Origin of the sequence: Clostridium sp. Cult1 (genome assembly GCF_021655095.1) — a bacterium.
GTDB lineage: Bacteria > Bacillota > Clostridia > Tissierellales > Tepidimicrobiaceae > Schnuerera.
In genome coordinates, this window is record NZ_PPXW01000001.1 from 1,794,884 (window position 1) to 1,814,415 (window position 19,532).

At 32.4% G+C, this 19,532-nt stretch carries 14 protein-coding genes; 10 read left to right on the forward strand and 4 right to left on the reverse strand.

Annotation, left to right across the window (positions count from 1 at the left end; genetic code table 11):
- A partial coding sequence (locus C3E89_RS08940; protein WP_236912217.1) for a hypothetical protein occupies positions 1 to 219 on the forward strand: 219 nt, incomplete at its 5' end.
- A 357-nt stretch (positions 220 to 576) separates the two neighbouring features.
- Positions 577 to 933, forward strand: coding sequence for a Na-translocating system protein MpsC family protein (locus C3E89_RS08945; protein WP_025640756.1), 357 nt, complete (start codon positions 577 to 579; stop codon positions 931 to 933).
- Positions 934 to 1,245: 312 nt separating this feature from the next.
- On the opposite strand, the gene C3E89_RS08950 is transcribed toward C3E89_RS08945, so the two are convergent.
- Positions 1,246 to 4,185 (reverse strand): S-layer homology domain-containing protein, encoded by a 2,940-nt coding sequence (locus tag C3E89_RS08950; RefSeq protein WP_236912218.1) that lies wholly within the window; start codon positions 4,183 to 4,185, stop codon positions 1,246 to 1,248.
- Positions 4,186 to 4,371: 186 nt separating this feature from the next.
- Here C3E89_RS08950 and C3E89_RS08955 point away from each other — a divergent pair, with 186 nt between their 5' ends.
- The gene (locus C3E89_RS08955; RefSeq protein ID WP_236912220.1) at positions 4,372 to 5,982 is read left to right on the forward strand and encodes a CTP synthase; all 1,611 of its coding nucleotides are present in this window, start codon (positions 4,372 to 4,374) and stop codon (positions 5,980 to 5,982) included.
- 155 nt (positions 5,983 to 6,137) lie between these two features.
- Positions 6,138 to 7,781 (forward strand): S-layer homology domain-containing protein, encoded by a 1,644-nt coding sequence (locus C3E89_RS08960; RefSeq protein WP_236912221.1) that lies wholly within the window; start codon positions 6,138 to 6,140, stop codon positions 7,779 to 7,781.
- Between the two features lie 13 nt (positions 7,782 to 7,794).
- Here C3E89_RS08960 and C3E89_RS08965 read toward each other — a convergent pair whose 3' ends face one another.
- From C3E89_RS08965 to C3E89_RS08975, 3 genes are read right to left on the reverse strand one after another with little or no spacing between them, the layout of a single operon-like run.
- Positions 7,795 to 9,132, reverse strand: a complete 1,338-nt coding sequence (locus tag C3E89_RS08965) for an ABC transporter permease (RefSeq protein ID WP_236912223.1) — start codon at positions 9,130 to 9,132, stop codon at positions 7,795 to 7,797.
- The gene (locus C3E89_RS08970) at positions 9,125 to 11,602 is read right to left on the reverse strand and encodes a COG1361 S-layer family protein (RefSeq protein WP_236912225.1); all 2,478 of its coding nucleotides are present in this window, start codon (positions 11,600 to 11,602) and stop codon (positions 9,125 to 9,127) included. Before C3E89_RS08970 ends, C3E89_RS08965 begins: the two co-directional genes overlap by 8 nt.
- Positions 11,603 to 12,265 carry an ABC transporter ATP-binding protein gene (locus tag C3E89_RS08975; protein WP_442870613.1) on the reverse strand — a complete coding sequence of 221 codons (663 nt, stop codon included), beginning with the start codon at positions 12,263 to 12,265 and terminating at the stop codon, positions 11,603 to 11,605.
- Between the two features lie 264 nt (positions 12,266 to 12,529).
- On the opposite strand from C3E89_RS08975, the gene C3E89_RS08980 reads away from it, so the two are divergent.
- From C3E89_RS08980 to C3E89_RS09005, 6 genes are all read left to right on the forward strand, one after another.
- Positions 12,530 to 16,246 carry an efflux RND transporter permease subunit gene (locus C3E89_RS08980; protein ID WP_236912229.1) on the forward strand — a complete coding sequence of 1,239 codons (3,717 nt, stop codon included), beginning with the start codon at positions 12,530 to 12,532 and terminating at the stop codon, positions 16,244 to 16,246.
- A gap of 6 nt (positions 16,247 to 16,252) precedes the next feature.
- Positions 16,253 to 16,825: a TetR/AcrR family transcriptional regulator gene (locus C3E89_RS08985; RefSeq protein ID WP_236912232.1), complete on the forward strand. Its 573-nt coding sequence runs from the start codon at positions 16,253 to 16,255 to the stop codon at positions 16,823 to 16,825.
- Between the two features lie 138 nt (positions 16,826 to 16,963).
- A complete protein-coding gene (locus tag C3E89_RS08990) occupies positions 16,964 to 17,347 on the forward strand; it encodes a hotdog domain-containing protein (RefSeq protein ID WP_236912234.1) in 384 nt (127 codons plus the stop codon).
- Between the two features lie 23 nt (positions 17,348 to 17,370).
- Entirely contained in the window at positions 17,371 to 18,189 is an 819-nt protein-coding gene (locus tag C3E89_RS08995) for a 3-keto-5-aminohexanoate cleavage protein (protein WP_236912236.1), read from the forward strand.
- 122 nt (positions 18,190 to 18,311) lie between these two features.
- Positions 18,312 to 18,965, forward strand: a complete 654-nt coding sequence (locus C3E89_RS09000) for a hypothetical protein (protein ID WP_236912237.1) — start codon at positions 18,312 to 18,314, stop codon at positions 18,963 to 18,965.
- A 14-nt stretch (positions 18,966 to 18,979) separates the two neighbouring features.
- A partial coding sequence (locus C3E89_RS09005) for a ketose-bisphosphate aldolase (protein ID WP_236912240.1) occupies positions 18,980 to 19,532 on the forward strand: 553 nt, incomplete at its 3' end.

Below are 19,532 nucleotides of genomic sequence, written 5' to 3' on the forward strand. Positions count from 1 at the left end.
GCATATAAAGCCAATGGTGGAAGCATTAAAGAATATTATAGGAATCAAAGAATCGAAAAGAAAAATGAAGAAAGAATATTAGAACTTGATAAAAGAGTAACAAATAGAGTAAAAAGAACCTACAACAATATTGATCCAGATATAATGATAGATATGCCATACACATCAAAAACAGATGGTAGATGGCTTAAGAATATGCTTAGCACTTCACACTTTTAACAAGAAGAAAAACTATAGCTTGCTTTGAGTTATTCACCTTCGGATAATAACCCAATAGCATTTATGTTTGGATTGTCAATGGTGGCGAGAATCCAGGGGGGAAATAAGGTTTAACAATTTATTGCATTATAAAAATGAGAGTTTTCTCTAATTTATTAAGAAGAAAATGATATTAATTGTTTTCCAACAACAACTTGACACTATCATCATTTACAAAGATATTGCCTAAGAGTAGGAATTTTGGTATAATGTTTCTAGGTCTAAAGACCCAGAAACATTATTTTTTTGTGAGGGAATTTTTAAAAATATATTTTAAGGTATTTAAAATCCATATTAGATTATCATGGGGGGATATGTATGGGTAATAGTGTTGTAGGTGTTGAAAGGCGAGTTAAGAAGCGTATAGAGGATTCTTTTAAAGCATTTATGTCTAAACATTTTAGTAGGGGACCAGGCCTCGTTAAGGTTTATGCAATTGAAAATTGTATAACCATATATTGTAAAAATATTTTAACGCCCTTGGAAAAGAAATTATTTATAGAAGATAAAGAGGGAGAATTATTGATAAAAAGTTTTAGAGAGAAATTAATATTAAATAATGAGGTAGAGTTTTTAAATATGGTTAATGATAGTATTGATACAACGATTAGTAGTTATTACATAGATTTTAATATTAAAGATGATAGTTTAGCTTGTGTTTTTATATTAAATTAGATATAATTGGTATAAGGTTTTGTGATAAATGAATAAATTATGGCAGATTAAAGGAAACTTTTTAAGTTGCTGGATGTAAGCTTGATGTGGTATACTGCTATGGAGTCGCGGAACAAACAGCCACCTATAAATTCTCCTTTGACATCAGTAAGTTAAAAAGTGGTAACGGAGAAGCTGAAGGTTAGACCTAACTCAAAATCTTTTTAAGCTAAACTAACCCATCAGTAACTAAAAGAAAGATACCAAGAAGCCCTATGGGCAAATATTATTTCCCATAGGGCTTCCTATTTATTGTAAAATTTTGCAATAACCTTATCTAGTATAATATTCATATCCATCATATTCAACTACATTACCGCTGGTATCCATTATATATTTAGGATTGTCCTTCAATCTAATGGAATATCCATCGGGAGCTTTGATATTACTATCTATTATTATTTTTATTGTGGAACCGTCAGTATCTAAAACTGTTGAGTATTTGGACCTGTCCAGTATTCCATCTCCTAATACTTCTACAATTAGGTCATCCTTAAATAGAGTTTCTACTTCTTTATCTAATTTTTCAGTAAAGGGCAGGTATATTATTTTACCGCTAACACTAAGGCTGCCTCGTCTTGCACTAATTTGAGGTTTTACTTCATCTTTTACAGTAATATAATCAGCTTTAGCCCTTGTGTTTAATATAGTTTCTATAGAGTTGTTACTCCTTACGGAAAGCTTACCATCTATAGTTGTTACATCTCTATCGTCTAAAGTAATTACAACTTCTTCTGTATCATTATATCTTACATCATATATAGTTTTTCCAGGTACACTAAAATCCCTAGCAGATGCATATAGTATAGGCTGATTAAATTTCACTACTATAGTATCAGGTTCAGTTAATTTAGCTTCTTTTACCACTGCATCACCTTGATTTCTACCATCAAACTTTAGTTTTACTGGTTCTATTAACATTCCATTAGTAGATTTAAGTCCTCTAACTTCCAATTCACTAATATTTCTACTTCCACCTATATTTACTTTTTTTCCATCTATTTCTTCAGGTAATGTAATTATATATGTTTTTCCATCATAAATTTGTTCAAATTCCGTTCCATGTGGAAGATATATATATTTTCCTTCAAAATCAATTAAGTAATTTCCTCGATCTTCTACAGTTGATGGATCCATATCTTTGTTAAATAGAAGTGTTATTTTATTATCTGTACCAGAATGACTAACTACTTTAGGTGCTTCTACATCATCCATGTATATATCTTGAGTATAGGTTATTAGGGAATTTCTTAAAGCTGTAGTATCTTCTACACCTTGGATTGTAATGGAATTGTTTCCTATTGGTAGATGAGTACTTAAGTTTATCTTATATTCTCTTCCAGAACCTTCTACACTTCTTATATATACAATTTTACCCTTTTCATCTCTGATATCATAATAATTTCTATTTTTAGCATCTACATTTTTGCTATAATAAACGGTAATAGATTTTCCATCTTCTGCAACTGTTAATCCAACTACTTCTGGATTTGTAGTATCTACAACTGGTTCTATCTCAATTTCTTCATTTCTCAACTTATTGTCTGAATAATCTTTTACACTATCGATATATAATACAACTTCACGAGTAGGCAATCTATTTCCTGAGAAGTCTAATATAACCTTATCATTTGATACCTTTACATTACTAGGATATCTTTTACTAGAGCCTGATTTCCAATAGAAATTGGTCCTGGAAACTGAACTTGGATCAATATCTTCGTCAAACTGTATAACTACTTCTTCTATAGTGGCATATTTATCAACTATTTTTGGCGGTTCAGTATCCTTTACTATATCGAAAGGAACATCCTGATCTAAAGCCTTATAATCTGCATAGTCAACTAAACCAGATACACTTAAAATATGTCTCCCTTCATCAGGAGCATAATAGGATGAGTAATATTTTAAAGTAATTACGTTATCTTCAATATCAACTTGGGCAGAAATTTTCTTATCATCAATCTTAAAATTTGATGATCTTGGATTTCTAACTGGTTCTGACATATAAACTCGTAATCCTTTGTTTCCCAACTGTTTAACTTCTTCTACTTGTGGAATATCATTATCAAAAGCAGTGAATTCTCTATCTCTTATACTTATTTCTTTCCCCTTTGATGATTTAATTCTATTTATGGATATTTTATATGTATTTTGATTTCTCATAGTTTCATTAAGAGTAAGGACTACTGTAGTATCGTTGTTTTCAAGACGTGCTGATTTCACTGTACCAGCATTTGTCGTATAATTACTAGTAAATAAGCTAGATGCCTTGTCTACGGGAGCCGTAAAATTTATAATAATCTCTTTAAGGTTATCTCCTTTTATATCTTGTAGTTCAAAGGGGAGCTCTTGAATAGTAAAGGATTGAGTTTTGGTACTTAAATTACCACTCAAGAATTTATATTCGTATTTTCCAGGTTGGAGATTTTCTACTAGATATGAAAACCTCCCATCTTCTTCTAAAGGAATATTATATTGTTTTTCTCCAGAAGTAATATCTGATGAAAGGGGTTTTAAATGTATTTTTAATGCATTTGTTCCTTTAGCTACCCCTTCAAATTTTACATTGTTTTTATCTATAGTTGGAACTGCTGAAACGTCAAAGGTATCAGGTATTTTTAAATTTAATTCTTGAGCTAGAGTTAAACTAGAACCACTAGGATAAAGTTTTAAAGCATTAAGGGTCATTGCTGCCATTAACCCTCTTTTTACATTCTCATCTGGTTCAGCTGAAATTCCATCCATTAATCCTAAAGTTTTTGCGATTTCTGGTACATTTTTATAATCTTTTACTTCTTCTCCATAGCCTAAAACTCTTAGAAGTAAAGTTTGAAATTGTTGAACTTTTACTGGATTGTTATATCCAAACTTTCCTTGGCCTACCCCAATAACAAGGCCTCTATCTACTGCCCAAGAGACATAGGGTTTGTAAAAAGAATTAGTTACGTCATTAAAAGTATTTTTGACAGTGTACTTTTTAGCCTTACCTTCTTCTTTGTACAATCTACTAATGAGGACAACCATATCTTGTCTTCTAAGATCATTTTCTAACATCAAATCCCCAGTTTCTGAGCCTTGCAATACACCTAAACCTTCTAATATCTTCCCAGCTTGGTTATATATTTCTTTTTCAGAAGGCATACCAAAGACAAAAGAAAAATTAGAAATAACAATAACTAATGCTAGAACTAAGGATAAAACTTTTTTCATATCTAAACTCTCCTTTCATAATAGTCCTATTATAATTATACACCATATAAGTAGTTCTAAATATTACATTATAATTACAATAGGTTTTTATAATTAGGGTATAATATATTTATCCAGGATAATTGACATTAATAACATAATGGGATAGAATACTATAGTTATAAGTTTATAAGGAGGGTTCGGAAAATGCCGACAAAATATATATTTGTCACAGGAGGAGTTGTATCATCTTTAGGTAAGGGTATTACAGCAGCAAGTTTAGGCCAATTATTAAAGAGCAGAGGTCTTAAAGTGACCATTCAGAAATTTGATCCCTACATAAATGTAGATCCAGGGACTATGAGTCCTTATCAACATGGAGAAGTTTTTGTAACCGATGATGGGGCAGAAACCGATTTGGATCTAGGTCATTACGAAAGGTTTATTGATATTAGTTTAAATAAATATAGTAATGTAACTACAGGAAAGATTTACTGGTCTGTTTTAAATAAGGAAAGAAAAGGGGAATATGATGGAAGGACTGTCCAAGTTATTCCACATATAACTAATGAAATAAAGGATAGAATCAAAAGGGTTTCTAAGGACAGGGAAGTGGATGTAGTTATAACTGAAATAGGAGGCACCGTTGGAGATATTGAATCCCTTCCATTTCTAGAGGCTATTAGACAGATAAAAAATGATGTAGGCAAAGAAAATGTAATGTATATTCACGTTACTTTAGTTCCTTATCTATCTATGGCTGGAGAATTGAAGACAAAACCTACTCAGCATAGTGTGAAGGAATTGAGAAGTATAGGTATACAGCCAGATGTTCTTATATGTAGAACAGAAATGCCTTTATCTCAGGATTTAAAAGATAAGATAGCTCTATTTTGCGATTTAGATCCATCGGAAGTAATTGAGAATATAGATGCGGAAACCTTATATGAAATACCACTTATGTTAGAAAAGGAAGGCTTGCCCCAATTAGTTATAGATCATCTTCATTTAGAATGTGATAAATTAGATTTGACAGAATGGAATAGTATTGTTGAGAGGATTAAAGCTTTAAATGACAAGGTTACTATAGCCCTTGTAGGTAAGTATATAGAATTAAAGGATGCTTATTTATCAGTAGCTGAATCTTTAAAACATGGAGGTATATTTAATGATGTAGATGTGGAAATAAAATGGGTCCATGCAGAAGATGTAGAAGATGAAAATGCAAAAGATATATTTGCAGACGTAGATGGAATTTTAGTTCCAGGTGGATTTGGTGATAGGGGAATAGACGGAAAAATCTCTGCTGCAAAATATGCTAGAGAAAATAAAATACCATATTTAGGAATATGTCTAGGTATGCAATTGGCAGTAATAGAATTTGCAAGAAATGTAGTTGGATTAAAAGGAGCCCACACTACTGAAATTGACCTAGATACCCCTTTTCCTGTAATAGATTTAATGCCAGAGCAAAAGGATATTGAGTTAACTAACGGAACTATGAGATTAGGATTATATCCATGTAAACTTATTAAAGATTCCAAAGTAAGCAATATCTATGGAGAAGAGATAATATATGAAAGACACAGGCATAGATATGAGTTCAATAACCAATTTAGAGAGAAGTTAGAGGAAAAAGGTTTAAGGATAAGTGGACTTTCACCAGACGAAAGGCTAGTTGAAATCATCGAACTGAATGGCCATCCTTGGTTTGTAGGAGTCCAGTTCCATCCAGAATTCAAATCAAGACCTACAAGAGCACATCCTTTAATTAAGGATTTTATAAGAGCTTCTAAGGAAAATAAAAACAATAAATAAAGGAATTTAAGAATTAATGTAGAATAGTAATATAAGTGAATAGAGTCTATGATTTTTATGGAGCCTAAAAATGTTAAGTAGGGCTTAGAATAATAATTATGATATAAATGGTCAGCAATAACTATCAATTTTAGATTGAAAAAGGGGGAGGTATTTTGTTATTAAATAGAAAATGCCAAAAAATAGCTATTCTACTTATTATATTACTATTAGGGTTAAATAGTGTCGGGGTTTATGGGGAAAGTATGTTTACAGATATAGACCATAGACATTGGGCTTATGAATATGTGAAGAAGGTAGTTGATTTAGGCTTAATGGACGGATATGATGATGCTACCTTTAGGCCAAATGAGGAAGTTAATACAGCCGATGCTCTTATATATGTAACTAGACTTTTCAATTTATCCACAGAGGAAGTTCAAAGTATGAGACAAAAATATGATAATTTACTTAATAAGTTTGAACTATCCGAGGAAAGAAAAGATGGACTAGCTATAGCTTTATCTAAAGGTCTTGTAACTGAAATATTTGTTGAAAATAATCTATTTGTTAAAGGAAAGATACGAACTGCTACAAAAGTAGAACTATCTATTTATATTGCCAAGGCATTAGGGATAAAAGAAACTAATGAAGAAGTCTTTGTGTTTTTATACAATGATACCGATAGTATTCCAGAAAGGGCGAGGCCCTATATAAAATACTTAATAGATAATGGTATATTAGAGGCTAAGGGAGACAGTGAAGGTAAGTTTAATCCAGATCAACCTGTAATAAGGTCTGTATTAGCCAAGATGCTATATCTATCCTATGATAAACTAGATATTAGTCCAGTTGTTGTTCCAGGGGAAACTATTAAAGAGCCAGAACGACCTGATGAAACACCTATAGAGAAACCTATTAAAGAAGATCAGGAACAATTAACAGGGATTATTACTGGTATAATTGATAGGTTTATATTCATAGATAACGGCCAAAGAGTAGATTCCTATACATTAGATAAGGATGCCTTGATAACTATAGATGACCAAGCTACCACAATAGAAGAGCTAGAATTAGGAATGAATATTAAGGCAAGGATTGGTAAGGATAATATAATAAAATCTTTAACAGTGGACAAGAATAATGATATAATATCTGGAACCATTGATAAAATTATTATAGGAAATTCTTCATCTTTAATAGTAAATATAGCTGATGGAGATACAAGAACTTTCCATATACCAAAAGACACCAAAGTATGGATAAATGGGGAAGAATCCCATCTTTTCAGTTTAAAAGAAGGAGATTGGGTGAAGATAGAAGTCTTCGATAATCTAGTTTTATCCATTGCTAGTGAAAGTAGAGATGGAAAGGTAGTAGGTATAATCAAAGATAGGGATTTTGATGAAGAATATACTATTCAAGTGGAAAGGAAAGATAGTACTGTTTATGAATATCAATTGAGAGAAAATTTATTGGTATACAGAAATTCTAATGGAGTTACCATAAAGGAGCTAAGAAAAGGAGATGAGGTAGCCTTATCTCTAACAGATGGAGAAGTAGCACAGATAGAAGCTAAATCCATTCCAGGAGAGGACAAAGGGGTCATTAAAGAAATTTTAATTTCAAAGGAATCCAAATTAACCATATTAAACGACCAAGAAGAATTGATAGATTATTATATTTCTCCCAAGGCTCAAATAAGAATAGACAAGGAAATCAAGAGCTTATACGATCTTAGATTAGATTATTATGCTAAACTAAAATTGGAAAGCGATGAAATAGTAAATATTGAAATAGAAAAACAAGGTAGAGAATAGTCTCTACCTTGTTTTATTCTGTACGTATAGCTTCTAATGCAGATAGGTTCATAGCTCGTTTAGCAGGATAATAACCAGATATTATACCTATTAGAGCAGAGAATCCTAATGAAGCGAATATTAACCATATGGGTATGATACTTATCTTTGCTTCGCCTCCTACTCCCATAAAGTCGCCGAAGGCAGGGCTAAATTTATTTACTAGAAAAGATAATAGATAGCTAAATATGATTCCAGCTATACCTCCTAGTAATCCTATCATAGCTGATTCAAATAAAAAAAGTTTCTTTATATCCTTCAGTGATGCGCCTATAACTTTCATTATTCCGATTTCCTTAGTCCTTTCATATATAGACATAACCATAGTATTGGTTATGCCTATGGCTGCAACAAGTAAAGATACAGCACCTATTCCACCTAAAACTGCCTGAATTATTCCTGTCATCTTATTCATCTCATCAAGCATATCATTTAAACTATAGGCCTCAAATCCATCATTTTTTATTTTTTCTTGAATCTGTCCAACATATTTTATATCTTCAACTCTAACCATAATCCTTTCATATTCTTGTTTTCCTCTTTTATTTTGCCCTTGCGTACTTCCTTCTGCTTTTTCTTTTTCTTCAATTATTTTTTTTACAGTATCGATAGGGGCATATATACCATAATCTGTTTCCCAATTTCCTTCTTCAAGAACACCTACTGTTTTAATATTATAATCCTTATACTTAGGTCGTTCCATACTTTCTCCTGGCATAGTAGGCCTTCTGCCTGTATCCATATCGAAGGTCAATGTCATCCTATCGTTCATAAGGTCTATATCTGGTTCTTCATATCTGCCTCTACTCATAGCTTTTTCATCATAAAAATTGTATTTCATACCGCCACCAAAAACGAAGTTTAAATTATCTCCAGCCTGTAATAGACGACCTTCACCAATTTTAAAGTCGAAATGTTCCATAGCTTCAGGGTCTATCCCTTTAATAGAGGTATGGGAAGTATACCTACCACTTTTTATAATTCCATAGGTTTCTATTATAGGGGTTACAGCTGTAACATGAGGTATGTTTTTAAAGTTTAACACTGCCTGATCATCTAGTTTAACATCCCTATTATTCCTATCAGAAGGCATCTCCCCATAACCACCATAACTTTTATAAATATTAATGGTATTTAAACTCCCCATTCTAGCCAGTTGGCCTTTGAAAGCTTCTTGCATACCAAAACCTAAAGATAGCATTACTACTATAGAGCTAGTGCCTATAATAACTCCCAATACAGTTAAAAAAGTTCTTAATTTTCTCCTCCAGAGATTTTTAATTCCCATTCGGATTAAATCTATACTACTCATCTAAAGCCATACCTTTCATTTTCTTTTTTTTGTAGAAGATAAAACCGCCAATAGCTGTACCTATTAAGATAATAGTTATCCAGAAACCCTTACTCTTAAATATTTTTTTAATTCCTCCCTGTTCATCCATTGGAGGCATATCTTCAGGAAACTCATCTACAGGCATAGGTTCCATAACATTTAAGGTAAATTCTTCTCTAATTTCAACATTTTCGCCAGAAGAGTCCTCATAGGAAAATACTAAGGTGCCAGTTAATTCTCCTGGTTCCATAGGAATTACCATACCTTCAAAGTATTCAGACCTACCAGATTCGAAATTTCCTACATAATAACTGCCATTTTCTGTCTGAAAATCTCCATCCAATTTTACCATCATATTATATAGAGTGACCTTCCCTGTGTTATAAAACTCGACGAATACAGGAGTAGGTTCTCCAGCAAAGGCTTCTGGAGAAATACTTACTTCTCCTACCTCAAGTTTGGATTGTTGGATTACTGGCACCCCTATTAACTCTGTAGCCGTATATTCTTCGCCTTTGCTATCTTCATATTCAAAATTAGCCGTTATAGTATAGGTTTTGGCTTGAGCATCAGGCACTGTAAACATAGTAATGTTTTTTTCTACTCTTCCCTTTGGAGGAATTGAATCTATGTAGAAAGTATTACTACTATTTACAGGGGTAAATACATTGCCTCCTCCACTATTGCCATCAGGATCTGTTTTTTCATCTGCTGTTAAAAATATCTTTATATTTCTAACTGCTTTTTGACTATTTGTGTTATAAAAAGATAAGTTCATGGTGTAATTTTCTCCCGCTCTGACAATAGATGGTTCAAAATTATATTTATCGATTATAAGTTTGGGTGTAGTCTTGCCTTCTTCTCCAGGCTTGACCACATAAACCCCAACATATTGGGTTAAGATATGCTTTTCTTCTATAACCAAATCGTCTTCATATTCTACTGTAATATTGATTGGATAATTTCTAGTTTCTGCGTCTTTAGTAGTAAGGAAGACAAAACTTAAATTTTGGGATTTGTCTGGTCCTATAGAGTTGATTTTTTTAATACTGACAGTCTTTGGTACAACTCCATTTTGATCTGAACTTTCCACGGAAACTTTAATGTTTTTTGCATCCATTTTACCTATGTTTTTTAATGCAAATCCAATTGTAACATCCTTGTTTTGTCCAACTGCTCCATCAGGATAAGTAAGATTTTCAATGATTAAGTTAGAGCCTTTTCCTTTATTAGATGCTACATTGACAAAAAACTTGTTAGTATCTTCGAAGATTTGATTGGTACCATCTTTGTAGTTCAGGTTTAAATCTAATCCATGGCTTCCTCCTGATAGCTTAATAGAAGGTATTATTTCAAATTCTACATAAGCTGACTTTCCCCCCGATAATCTTTCTATATATTTACTATTAAGACCTGAAGAAAGTGTAAATGTTTCGTTGCTTATTCCACCTAAGGATACCTTTATATCTTTTGCTTCTAATGTACCATTGTTAACTAATTGAAAACCTACAGTAGTTGGTTTTTCTGCCTCAGATTCTACTGGTTTAATATCTATTTTATTAATAGATATTAAAGGTTTTGTATTTTTGTTTTCCACTTTTATATAAATAGTATCTGAACTATTAAAAGATACACCATATTCGTTATAGAATTGGAAATTAATTTTAACTGGGTAGGTTTTGCTCTCTGCATATTGATCTATATCTACTCTAAATTCTATGTCTTCCGATCTACCACCTCTCAAGTGGCGTATATCCTCGTACCCAGCCCCCCTTAAAGTTATAGGTGAATCACCTTCAACTTCTGCTGTAACAGTTATATTTTCAGCCCAATTGTCACTGGAGTTTTTAACTGTTACTGGAATATAAAGGGAATCCCCTGCTTGAGAACTTATAGTTTTAGAGCTTACTACAGTTAGGCTAGGAATTATTTTGGTTCCATCAGGTTTTTCTTCAGAACTGGAAGGAACTATATTAGTTATACTTATATAATCGGAAATTGATTTTTCCTTGCCATTTTCATTATAGAATATAGTTATAGGTATTGTTGTATCGTCTCCGCCGTTGTAATGAATTTTTTCGAATTTTACAGTGTATATATTATTAGACTTTTTAGCTTCTTGTTTTGATCCAGTTTTAACAGGAGAAAAAGATTTTGGTTGACCTAATTGGACATAGATATCTAGATCTTCATCATCATTACCAGAAACTTTTAATGTAATTGTTAATTCAAAAGTATCACCTTCGCGAATATTTTTTTCAGGTGTATAAACTTCATCAATTATTATTTTCGTATTGCTAGTATTAGAATCATCACTTTCCTTAGCTCCATTTGATATTTTTACATCTGTTATTTGTCCATTATCTCCATTTTCATCAGCCAACCCCACAATAGGTAATTGCAACAATATCAACAACAATATTAGAGATATACTAATAAATTTTCGCATTTATTCTGCGCCCCCTTTTATTTGATTTTCAACTATTTTTTCAATACTACCATCTCTTAAATAGATTACACGATGACCATATGGCGCTATTTCCACATCGTGGGTTACTATAATAAGGGTTTGTTTGTTTTCCCTTGCCATATTAGTCATTAAGTCCATTACTTCCAATGTAGTTTTAGTGTCTAGGTTTCCTGTAGGTTCATCAGCAAATACTATTTTAGGTTTTCCTACAAAAGCTCTAGCAATACTTACTCTTTGCTGTTGGCCACCACTCATCTCCGATGGTTTATGGTTAAGTCTATTTCCTAATCCTACAGCCCTTAGCATTTCCTTTGCCATTTTATCTCTAACTTTCTTGGGGATTCCTCTAAAGGTAAGGCCTAGACTAACATTTTCCAAAGCAGATAGGGTAGGTATTAAATTATAGGACTGGAATACAAACCCAATATTCAGCTGCCTAAATTTAGCCAACTGTTTTTCATTCATATTCTCAATATGATGTTTCCCTACGATTATTTCACCTTTAGTAGGTTTTTCTAATCCTGCCATCATATTGAGGAGAGTACTTTTACCAGAGCCAGAAGTCCCTAACAAACACACAAATTCTTCCTTATCTATGGTCAAGTTTATATCCTTTAAGGCGTGGATTTTTTCATCTCCCATCCTATAAATTTTACTCAAGTTCTTAAGCACTATTAAGTCATTCAATAATGGATTCACCCCCTAAGCTATGTCTAATAATATAATATTATCATAAATATATATATTAAGTAGTTACAATATTGTTAAGATTATCAGGTTAAATCTAGTATTCCTATTAATAGGAGAAAGGGTGGTTGACAATTATCTCGTTATATTTTATAATCATTATTATTCAGTTGACCGACCAGTCAGTCGCCAAATATTTTTTAGAAAAGGGGTAATAGAATGCTGTCAAAATTTAGTGTAAAAAGACCATATACGGTGATTGTAGCAGTGATTGTAGTATTGATTCTAGGAGCTATATCCTTTATAAATTTAAATACGGATTTACTTCCTAGTATAGACCTGCCCTATGTAGTAATAATGACAACTTATCCAGGGGCAAGTCCAGAAGAAGTAGAAATGATAGTAACTAAACCTATAGAACAGGCTGTTGCTACAGTTAACAATATCAAAAATGTAAGTTCCATATCTAGAGAAAATTCATCTATTGTTATATTGGAATTTAATAATGATACTAATATGGACTCAGCAACAATAGAGATTAATGGTATGTTGGATTTAGTGAAGCCGGCTTGGGATGATTATGCTATTAATTCTCCTATGCTAATGAGACTGAATCCAGATATGTTACCAGTTATGATATCAGCTGTAGATGTAGAGGGTTTAGATATAGTGGAAATTTCTGAAATGGTAAATGAGGAAATAATTCCTGAATTAGAAAGTATAAATGGAGTGGCCTCTGTAACAGGAGTAGGATTATTAGAGGAAAAGATTCAAGTCCTTATTGATGATGAAAAAATAGAAGATTTGAATAAAAAAATATTAAACATAGTAGATTCAGAGCTTTCAGAGGCAGAGGATCAGTTGATAAAAGCTAAAAGAGAAATTGAAGAAGGTAAATCAAAACTAGCCTCTGAAGAAGAGAAACATATGAAAGAATTATCAGAAGGGGAAAGTGCCATAGTTGCAGCTAAAGAACAGATATCTTTAGCAGAATCTAAAATAACTGATGGTAAAGCTGAATTAACCAAGACTAAAGAAGAATTAAATAATGGACTAAATGAAATCAATCAAAAAGAAGAAAAGTTAAAGGAAGCAGAAAAGGCCTTATTAGCTTTAGGGAATAATCTAAGGGAAGAAGATAAGGCAAAACTTGAAAGTATAAAGCAGAACTTAGAACTTCTTTCCCAAAAGAAAGCTGAAACTATAAAAGGCCTTGAAATGATATCTACAAAATTGACAGAAGTAGAAGAGGAAGAAAAAATACTTAAATCAAAAAAAACTGAGCTCAATACCCAAGAACAAGAACTAAAGACTGGGAAGCTTCAACTAACTATGGAAATGGATAAGGTCAAGGCAGAATTAGAAAGCGGAGAAAAAACTCTAAAGGAGAAAATGGATGAGTTTGAAAAGGCTAAGGAAGAGGCCTTTAAAAAAGCTTCTATAGATGGGGTTATAACCCCAGAGATGGTTTCAGGTATCTTAGCAGCCCAGAATTTTTCCATGCCTGCAGGTTATGTATCAGGAGAAGAAGGAATAGAGCATCTAGTAAAAGTAGGGGATAAAATTCAAGAAACAACTGATATGGAAAACCTGCTTTTATTTGATACTGGTGAAGATGTGATTGGGAAGATATATCTAAAAGATGTGGCAGACATTACCGTGAAGGATAATTCAGAAGAAATATATGCTAAAGTAAATGGAAATGATGCGGTAATGTTGGTCTTCCAAAAACAGAGTACTTTTTTAACTTCTGATATATCAAAGGATATTAGGGAAAAAGCTGAGGAATTAACTTTAGAACATGAAGGGTTAAGTTTTACTGATTTAATGGATCAAGGTATGTATATCGATATGGTTGTAGATTCAGTATTGAAGAATATAATCTATGGCGGGATATTGGCTATAGTTGTCCTTATACTATTCCTTAAGGATTTGAAGCCTACTTTTATAATAGCCGTATCTATACCAATAAGTATAATCTTTGCAGTGGCTATGATGTACTTTACAGGAGTTAGTATCAATATTATTTCCTTAGCAGGATTAGCCCTTGGAGTAGGCATGTTGGTAGATAATTCTATAGTTGCTATTGAAAATATCTATAGATTAAGACATGAAGGAAAAACTGCAATAGAAGCAGCTATAGAAGGAGCTAAAGAAATTGCAGGAGCAATTACTGCATCTACCCTTACTACAGCATGTGTGTTTCTACCTATAGTATTCGTTCAAGGTATTTCACGACAGTTATTTACAGATATGGGGTTAACCATAGCTTATTCCTTGGTAGCAAGTCTTCTAGTAGCCCTTACACTAGTGCCTACTATGGCATCTGGTATGTTGAAAAAGATTAACAAGAAAGAAAAAAATAGTTTTGAAAAGTTTAAAAAGGGATATGAAAAGCTACTTAGAGGTTCTTTAAGCCATAGGGGACTTGTAATGACTGCTGTTGCTGTATTACTTGTGGTGAGTATATATGGCGGATTATCTATGGGAACGGCCTTTATTCCAGAAATGGATGCCCCACAAATGTCTATGTCTATAGAAATGCCTAAAGGTTCTAGTACTAAGGATACTAGAGATATGACAGATATTGTAATAAATCGATTACTTCAAATAGAAGAAATCGAAACTATAGGGGCTTTTCATAGTGATGCTATGGGTAGTCTAGGTGGTGGAAACAATGGAGAATCTATATCCTTATATTTATTATTAGATGAAGAGAAAGATATAAGTAATGATGATATTAAAAGTAGGATAATTGAATTAACTAATGATTTAGATTCTACTATTACAGTAAGTTCTAATAATATGGATATGTCTGCTTTAGTAGGCTCTGGTATAGAAGTAATAATAAAAGGAAAAGAAATAGATACATTACACCAGATAGCTTCCGATATGACAAAATTACTTGAAGAAACTGAAGGAATTGAGCAAGTAGATGATGGTATAGAGGAGAATTTAACTGAAATAAGGATTCAAGTGGATAAAGAGAAGGCAATGGAAAATGGATTAACTGTAGCTCAAGTGTTTTCACATATTAATTCAATTATAGGTACCAATAAAACTGCTACTATATTATCTACGGAAAATAGAGATTATCCAGTGATTGTAGTAGATAATCGACATGAAAATATTACAAAGGATGAATTAGAAATCATATCCATAAAGGGACAAAAGAATGGTGAAGAAGTAGAGATTTCTATAGGAGATATTGCTACAATATTAGAAGCTCAAAGTCTATCATCTATAAGAAGAGATTCCCAAGAAAGATATATATCTGTAACAGCTGATATAGATGTAGATCATAATATAGGACTTGTAAGTCGTGATTTTGAAAGGAAATTAGAAGACTATAAAGTTCCAAATGGATATAAGGTGGAAATAGCAGGGGAAAGGGAAATGATAAATGAATCCCTAGAGGATTTAGTTAAAATGATATTATTGGCCATTGTGTTAATCTATTTAATCATGGTAGCCCAATTCCAATCCTTGCTATCACCATTTATAATATTATTTACAATACCGTTAGCATTTACTGGTGGATTATTAGCTTTAGTCCTTACGGGAAATGAAATAAGCTTAATCGCAATGCTTGGATTCCTTGTGTTAAGCGGTATAGTTGTTAACAATGGTATAGTATTCGTAGACTATACTAATCAATTGCGAGAAAAAGGCCTTAATAAAACTGAAGCTTTAGTCATGGCAGGAAAAACTCGTATGAGACCAATATTGATGACGGCTATTACTACCATATTTGGATTATCTACTTTATCTGTGGGTGTTGGAACGGGGGCAGAAATGTTACAACCTCTTGCTATAGTGTCTATTGGTGGGTTAACCTATGCTACAATACTTACCCTATTTGTAGTGCCAGTAATGTACCATTTGCTTAATAAGGATAATCTAAATGAAGATTCCGCTGAGATAAAAGGTAGGTGAAAACAAATGATGGAAGATAGAAGGGAAAATATACTAAAGGCTGCCACAGATGTGTTTGCTAAATATGGATTCTATGGAGCTAAGATGGAGGATATTGCCAGAAAAGCGGAAATAGGTAAAGGTACTATCTATGGGTATTTTGATAGTAAAGAATCCCTATTTTATGAAATGATAAAACATGGAATAGAAGAATATGAAAAAGGCCTTACTATAATATTAAATGAAAATCACAGTTTTGAACAAAAATTATATGCCTTATGTAGATTTCATGGTCAATATTTAAATAGGTATATAGATATAAGCCAAATAATAATGACGGAAAAGGAAGTACTGCCTAAGAAATTAAAGAAAGATATAATAGAGGAAAAAATTCAACTATTTAATAGGATAAAAAAAGCCATTGAAGAAGCTATTAACAATGGAGAATTGAGGAAAAATTTAGATTCCCAATTGGCAACAATAATAATTATTGGTTCTATAGGTCAATTCTATGGGCAAAAAATATACTACGAAAAGATAGATCATAATAAGGTAGATCCAAAGAATTTAATAGCCACCATATTTAATGGACTAAAATAGAACATTACAAACATATTACAAATAAGTTCTCATCTTAGATGTTAATTATTCAGGATGGGAACTTATTGTTTTTATATGGTCTAAGGTTAATTCTTATGTTATAATGGATGTGATTATATTTGAAATGGAGGGTGTAACATGGATAAGGCTATGATTAGGGTTAGGATGAGTTCAGGAGATGCCCATTATGGAGGAAATTTAGTAGATGGTGCTAGAATGCTCCAATTGTTTGGTGATGTTGCTACAGAATTACTTATTAGAAATGACGGGGATGAAGGTTTATTTGTAGCTTATGATAATGTGGAATTTTTAGCTCCTGTTTATGCGGGAGAATTTATTGAAGCTGTAGGAGAAATAACTAAAATAGGCAATACTTCAAGAAAGATGACATTTGAAGCAAGAAAAGTAATAGTCCCTAGACCAGATATTAATGATTCAGCTTGTGATGTTTTAGACGAACCTATAGTTGTTTGTAAAGCCGAAGGAACCTGTGTAGTTCCAAAGGATAAGAAAAGAAAGTAAAATAATAGATAAGGGGGAGTTTAATGGATAAGCTTATTATAACTGCAGCTATTTGTGGAGCAGAGGTAACGAAGGAGCATAATCCAAATGTTCCTTATACTGTAGAAGAAATAGGCAGAGAAGCAGAATCTGCTTATAAGGCGGGGGCAAGTATTATACATCTACATGTAAGATATGACGATGGTACCCCGACTCAAGATAAGGAAAGATTTAGAGAATGTATTGAAGAAATAAAAAGAAGATGTCCTGATGTTATAATCCAGCCGTCAACCGGTGGAGCAGTAGGTATGTCTGATGAAGAAAGGCTTCAACCAGTAGAACTTCTTCCAGAAATGGCAACTTTAGATTGTGGAACATTGAATTTTGGTGGAGATGAAATATTTGTTAATACGGAAAATACCATAAAAAATTTTGGTAAGATAATGATAGAAAAAGGCGTTAAACCTGAAATAGAAGTATTTGATAAAGGCATGGTAGATTATGCCATAAAATATGCTAAACAAGGATATATTTTAGAACCTATGCATTTTGACTTTGTATTAGGAGTCCAAATGACTGCAACTGCAAGGGATCTAGCTTTTATGGTAGATAGTATACCTGCAGGCTCTACCTGGACAGTAGCAGGAGTAGGAAGATATGAAATGCCAATGGCTGCAATGGGTATTGCAATGGGTGGCCATGTTAGAGTAGGGTTTGAAGATAATGTATATCTTGAAAAAGGAGTATTAGCTAAATCTAATGGAGAATTGGTGGAAAAGGTAGTCAGAATTGCAAAAGAATTGGGTAGGGAAATAGCTACACCAGATGAAGCCAGAGAAATTTTAAGTTTAAGAAAGAGATAATTTTTACATAAGTTCCTTTTGGCTCCGAGCCATTTAAAGGAACTTATTTTTTTGGATATTTTTCGACAAATAGAAGGATTTTATAAATCAATATAGAATTAATAAATTAGGAGGTGTGTCCAATGCTTTTATATGGATGCAAAAGCCTAATTTTAAGATGCCATTTTTGCGCTAGATTAAAAGAATATGAAATAGATTTATTCCATATTAGAGGAAGAGAGAAAGTTGAATATAGATGCGAATGTGGAGAAACTAATATTATCATAACCAATAATAATAAAGGTTTAAGTTTAGTAGTTAATTGTTTTAATTGTGGAAGTAGTCATTATTATTATCTCGATTTGCATACTATATTAAAGGACTATAATATTATGTATTGCCCTTACGGTAATGAAGTTTTCTTTTTAGGCAGTAGCCACATGGCAAAGAAGGCTTTATTAGAGCAATCAATCCAGATAGGTAATATAGAAAATGATAGTAAAACAAAAGATTATTTTAATAATTTTAAGGTATTGGCTAAAATACTAGGTATATTATATACTTTAAAAAAGGAAAATAAAATTAATTGTAATTGTGGCTATTCCCAAATAAATATCGAATTATTCTCCGATAGGATAGAATTGGAGTGTTTAAATTGCCATAGTGTAAAATTAATTTTTGCAGAAACAGAAGAAGACTTGAGTGTTTTATCAAAAAAGGATAAGATAATACTTGAAGAAAAAAATATTTCTTGTATAGATTCTATAAAAGAAAAAAATAGAGATATTAAAAAATAAGAGGAGGATTTATTATGTTAGTTACTGGAATAGAAATTTTACAAGATGCTCATAAGAATAACTATGCAGTTGGAGCTTTTAATGTGAATAATATGGAAATAGTCCAAGCCATAATTGAAGCTGCAGAGGAAACCAACTCTCCTGTAATCCTTCAGGCTAGCCAAGGTGGATTAAAATATGCAGGTGTTGAATATATTGCTGAATTAGGGAAACTAGCAGCTAGGAACGCTAAAGTACCTGTTGCGTTACATTTAGATCATGGTACAGACTTTGATCAAGTTATGCTATGTATAAGACATGGTTTTTCTTCTGTAATGATAGATGGATCAAAATATGAACTGGAAGAAAATATAGCAATAACGAATAAGGTAATCGAGGTAGCTCATGCTGTAGGTGTTTCTGTAGAGGCTGAATTAGGAAAAATTGGAGGTACTGAAGACGATATAGTTGTTGATGAAAGGGATGCTACTTTCACTGATCCTAATGAAGCTAAAAAATTTGTTGATGAAACTGGGGTAGATTATTTAGCAATAGCAGTAGGAACTGCCCACGGTGTATATAAGGGAG

Excerpts from the sequence above, each read along its gene's own strand:
- C3E89_RS08945 (WP_025640756.1), top strand. The coding sequence starts at position 577 with ATGGGTAATAGTGTTGTAGGTGTTGAAAGGCGAGTTAAGAAGCGTATA.
- C3E89_RS08950 (WP_236912218.1), bottom strand. The coding sequence starts at position 4,185 with ATGAAAAAAGTTTTATCCTTAGTTCTAGCATTAGTTATTGTTATTTCT.
- C3E89_RS08955 (WP_236912220.1), top strand. The coding sequence starts at position 4,372 with ATGCCGACAAAATATATATTTGTCACAGGAGGAGTTGTATCATCTTTA.
- C3E89_RS08965 (WP_236912223.1), bottom strand. The coding sequence starts at position 9,132 with ATGAGTAGTATAGATTTAATCCGAATGGGAATTAAAAATCTCTGGAGG.
- C3E89_RS08970 (WP_236912225.1), bottom strand. The coding sequence starts at position 11,602 with ATGCGAAAATTTATTAGTATATCTCTAATATTGTTGTTGATATTGTTG.
- C3E89_RS08975 (WP_442870613.1), bottom strand. The coding sequence starts at position 12,265 with ATGGGAGATGAAAAAATCCACGCCTTAAAGGATATAAACTTGACCATA.
- C3E89_RS08980 (WP_236912229.1), top strand. The coding sequence starts at position 12,530 with ATGCTGTCAAAATTTAGTGTAAAAAGACCATATACGGTGATTGTAGCA.
- C3E89_RS08985 (WP_236912232.1), top strand. The coding sequence starts at position 16,253 with ATGATGGAAGATAGAAGGGAAAATATACTAAAGGCTGCCACAGATGTG.
- C3E89_RS08990 (WP_236912234.1), top strand. The coding sequence starts at position 16,964 with ATGGATAAGGCTATGATTAGGGTTAGGATGAGTTCAGGAGATGCCCAT.
- C3E89_RS08995 (WP_236912236.1), top strand. The coding sequence starts at position 17,371 with ATGGATAAGCTTATTATAACTGCAGCTATTTGTGGAGCAGAGGTAACG.
- C3E89_RS09000 (WP_236912237.1), top strand. The coding sequence starts at position 18,312 with ATGCTTTTATATGGATGCAAAAGCCTAATTTTAAGATGCCATTTTTGC.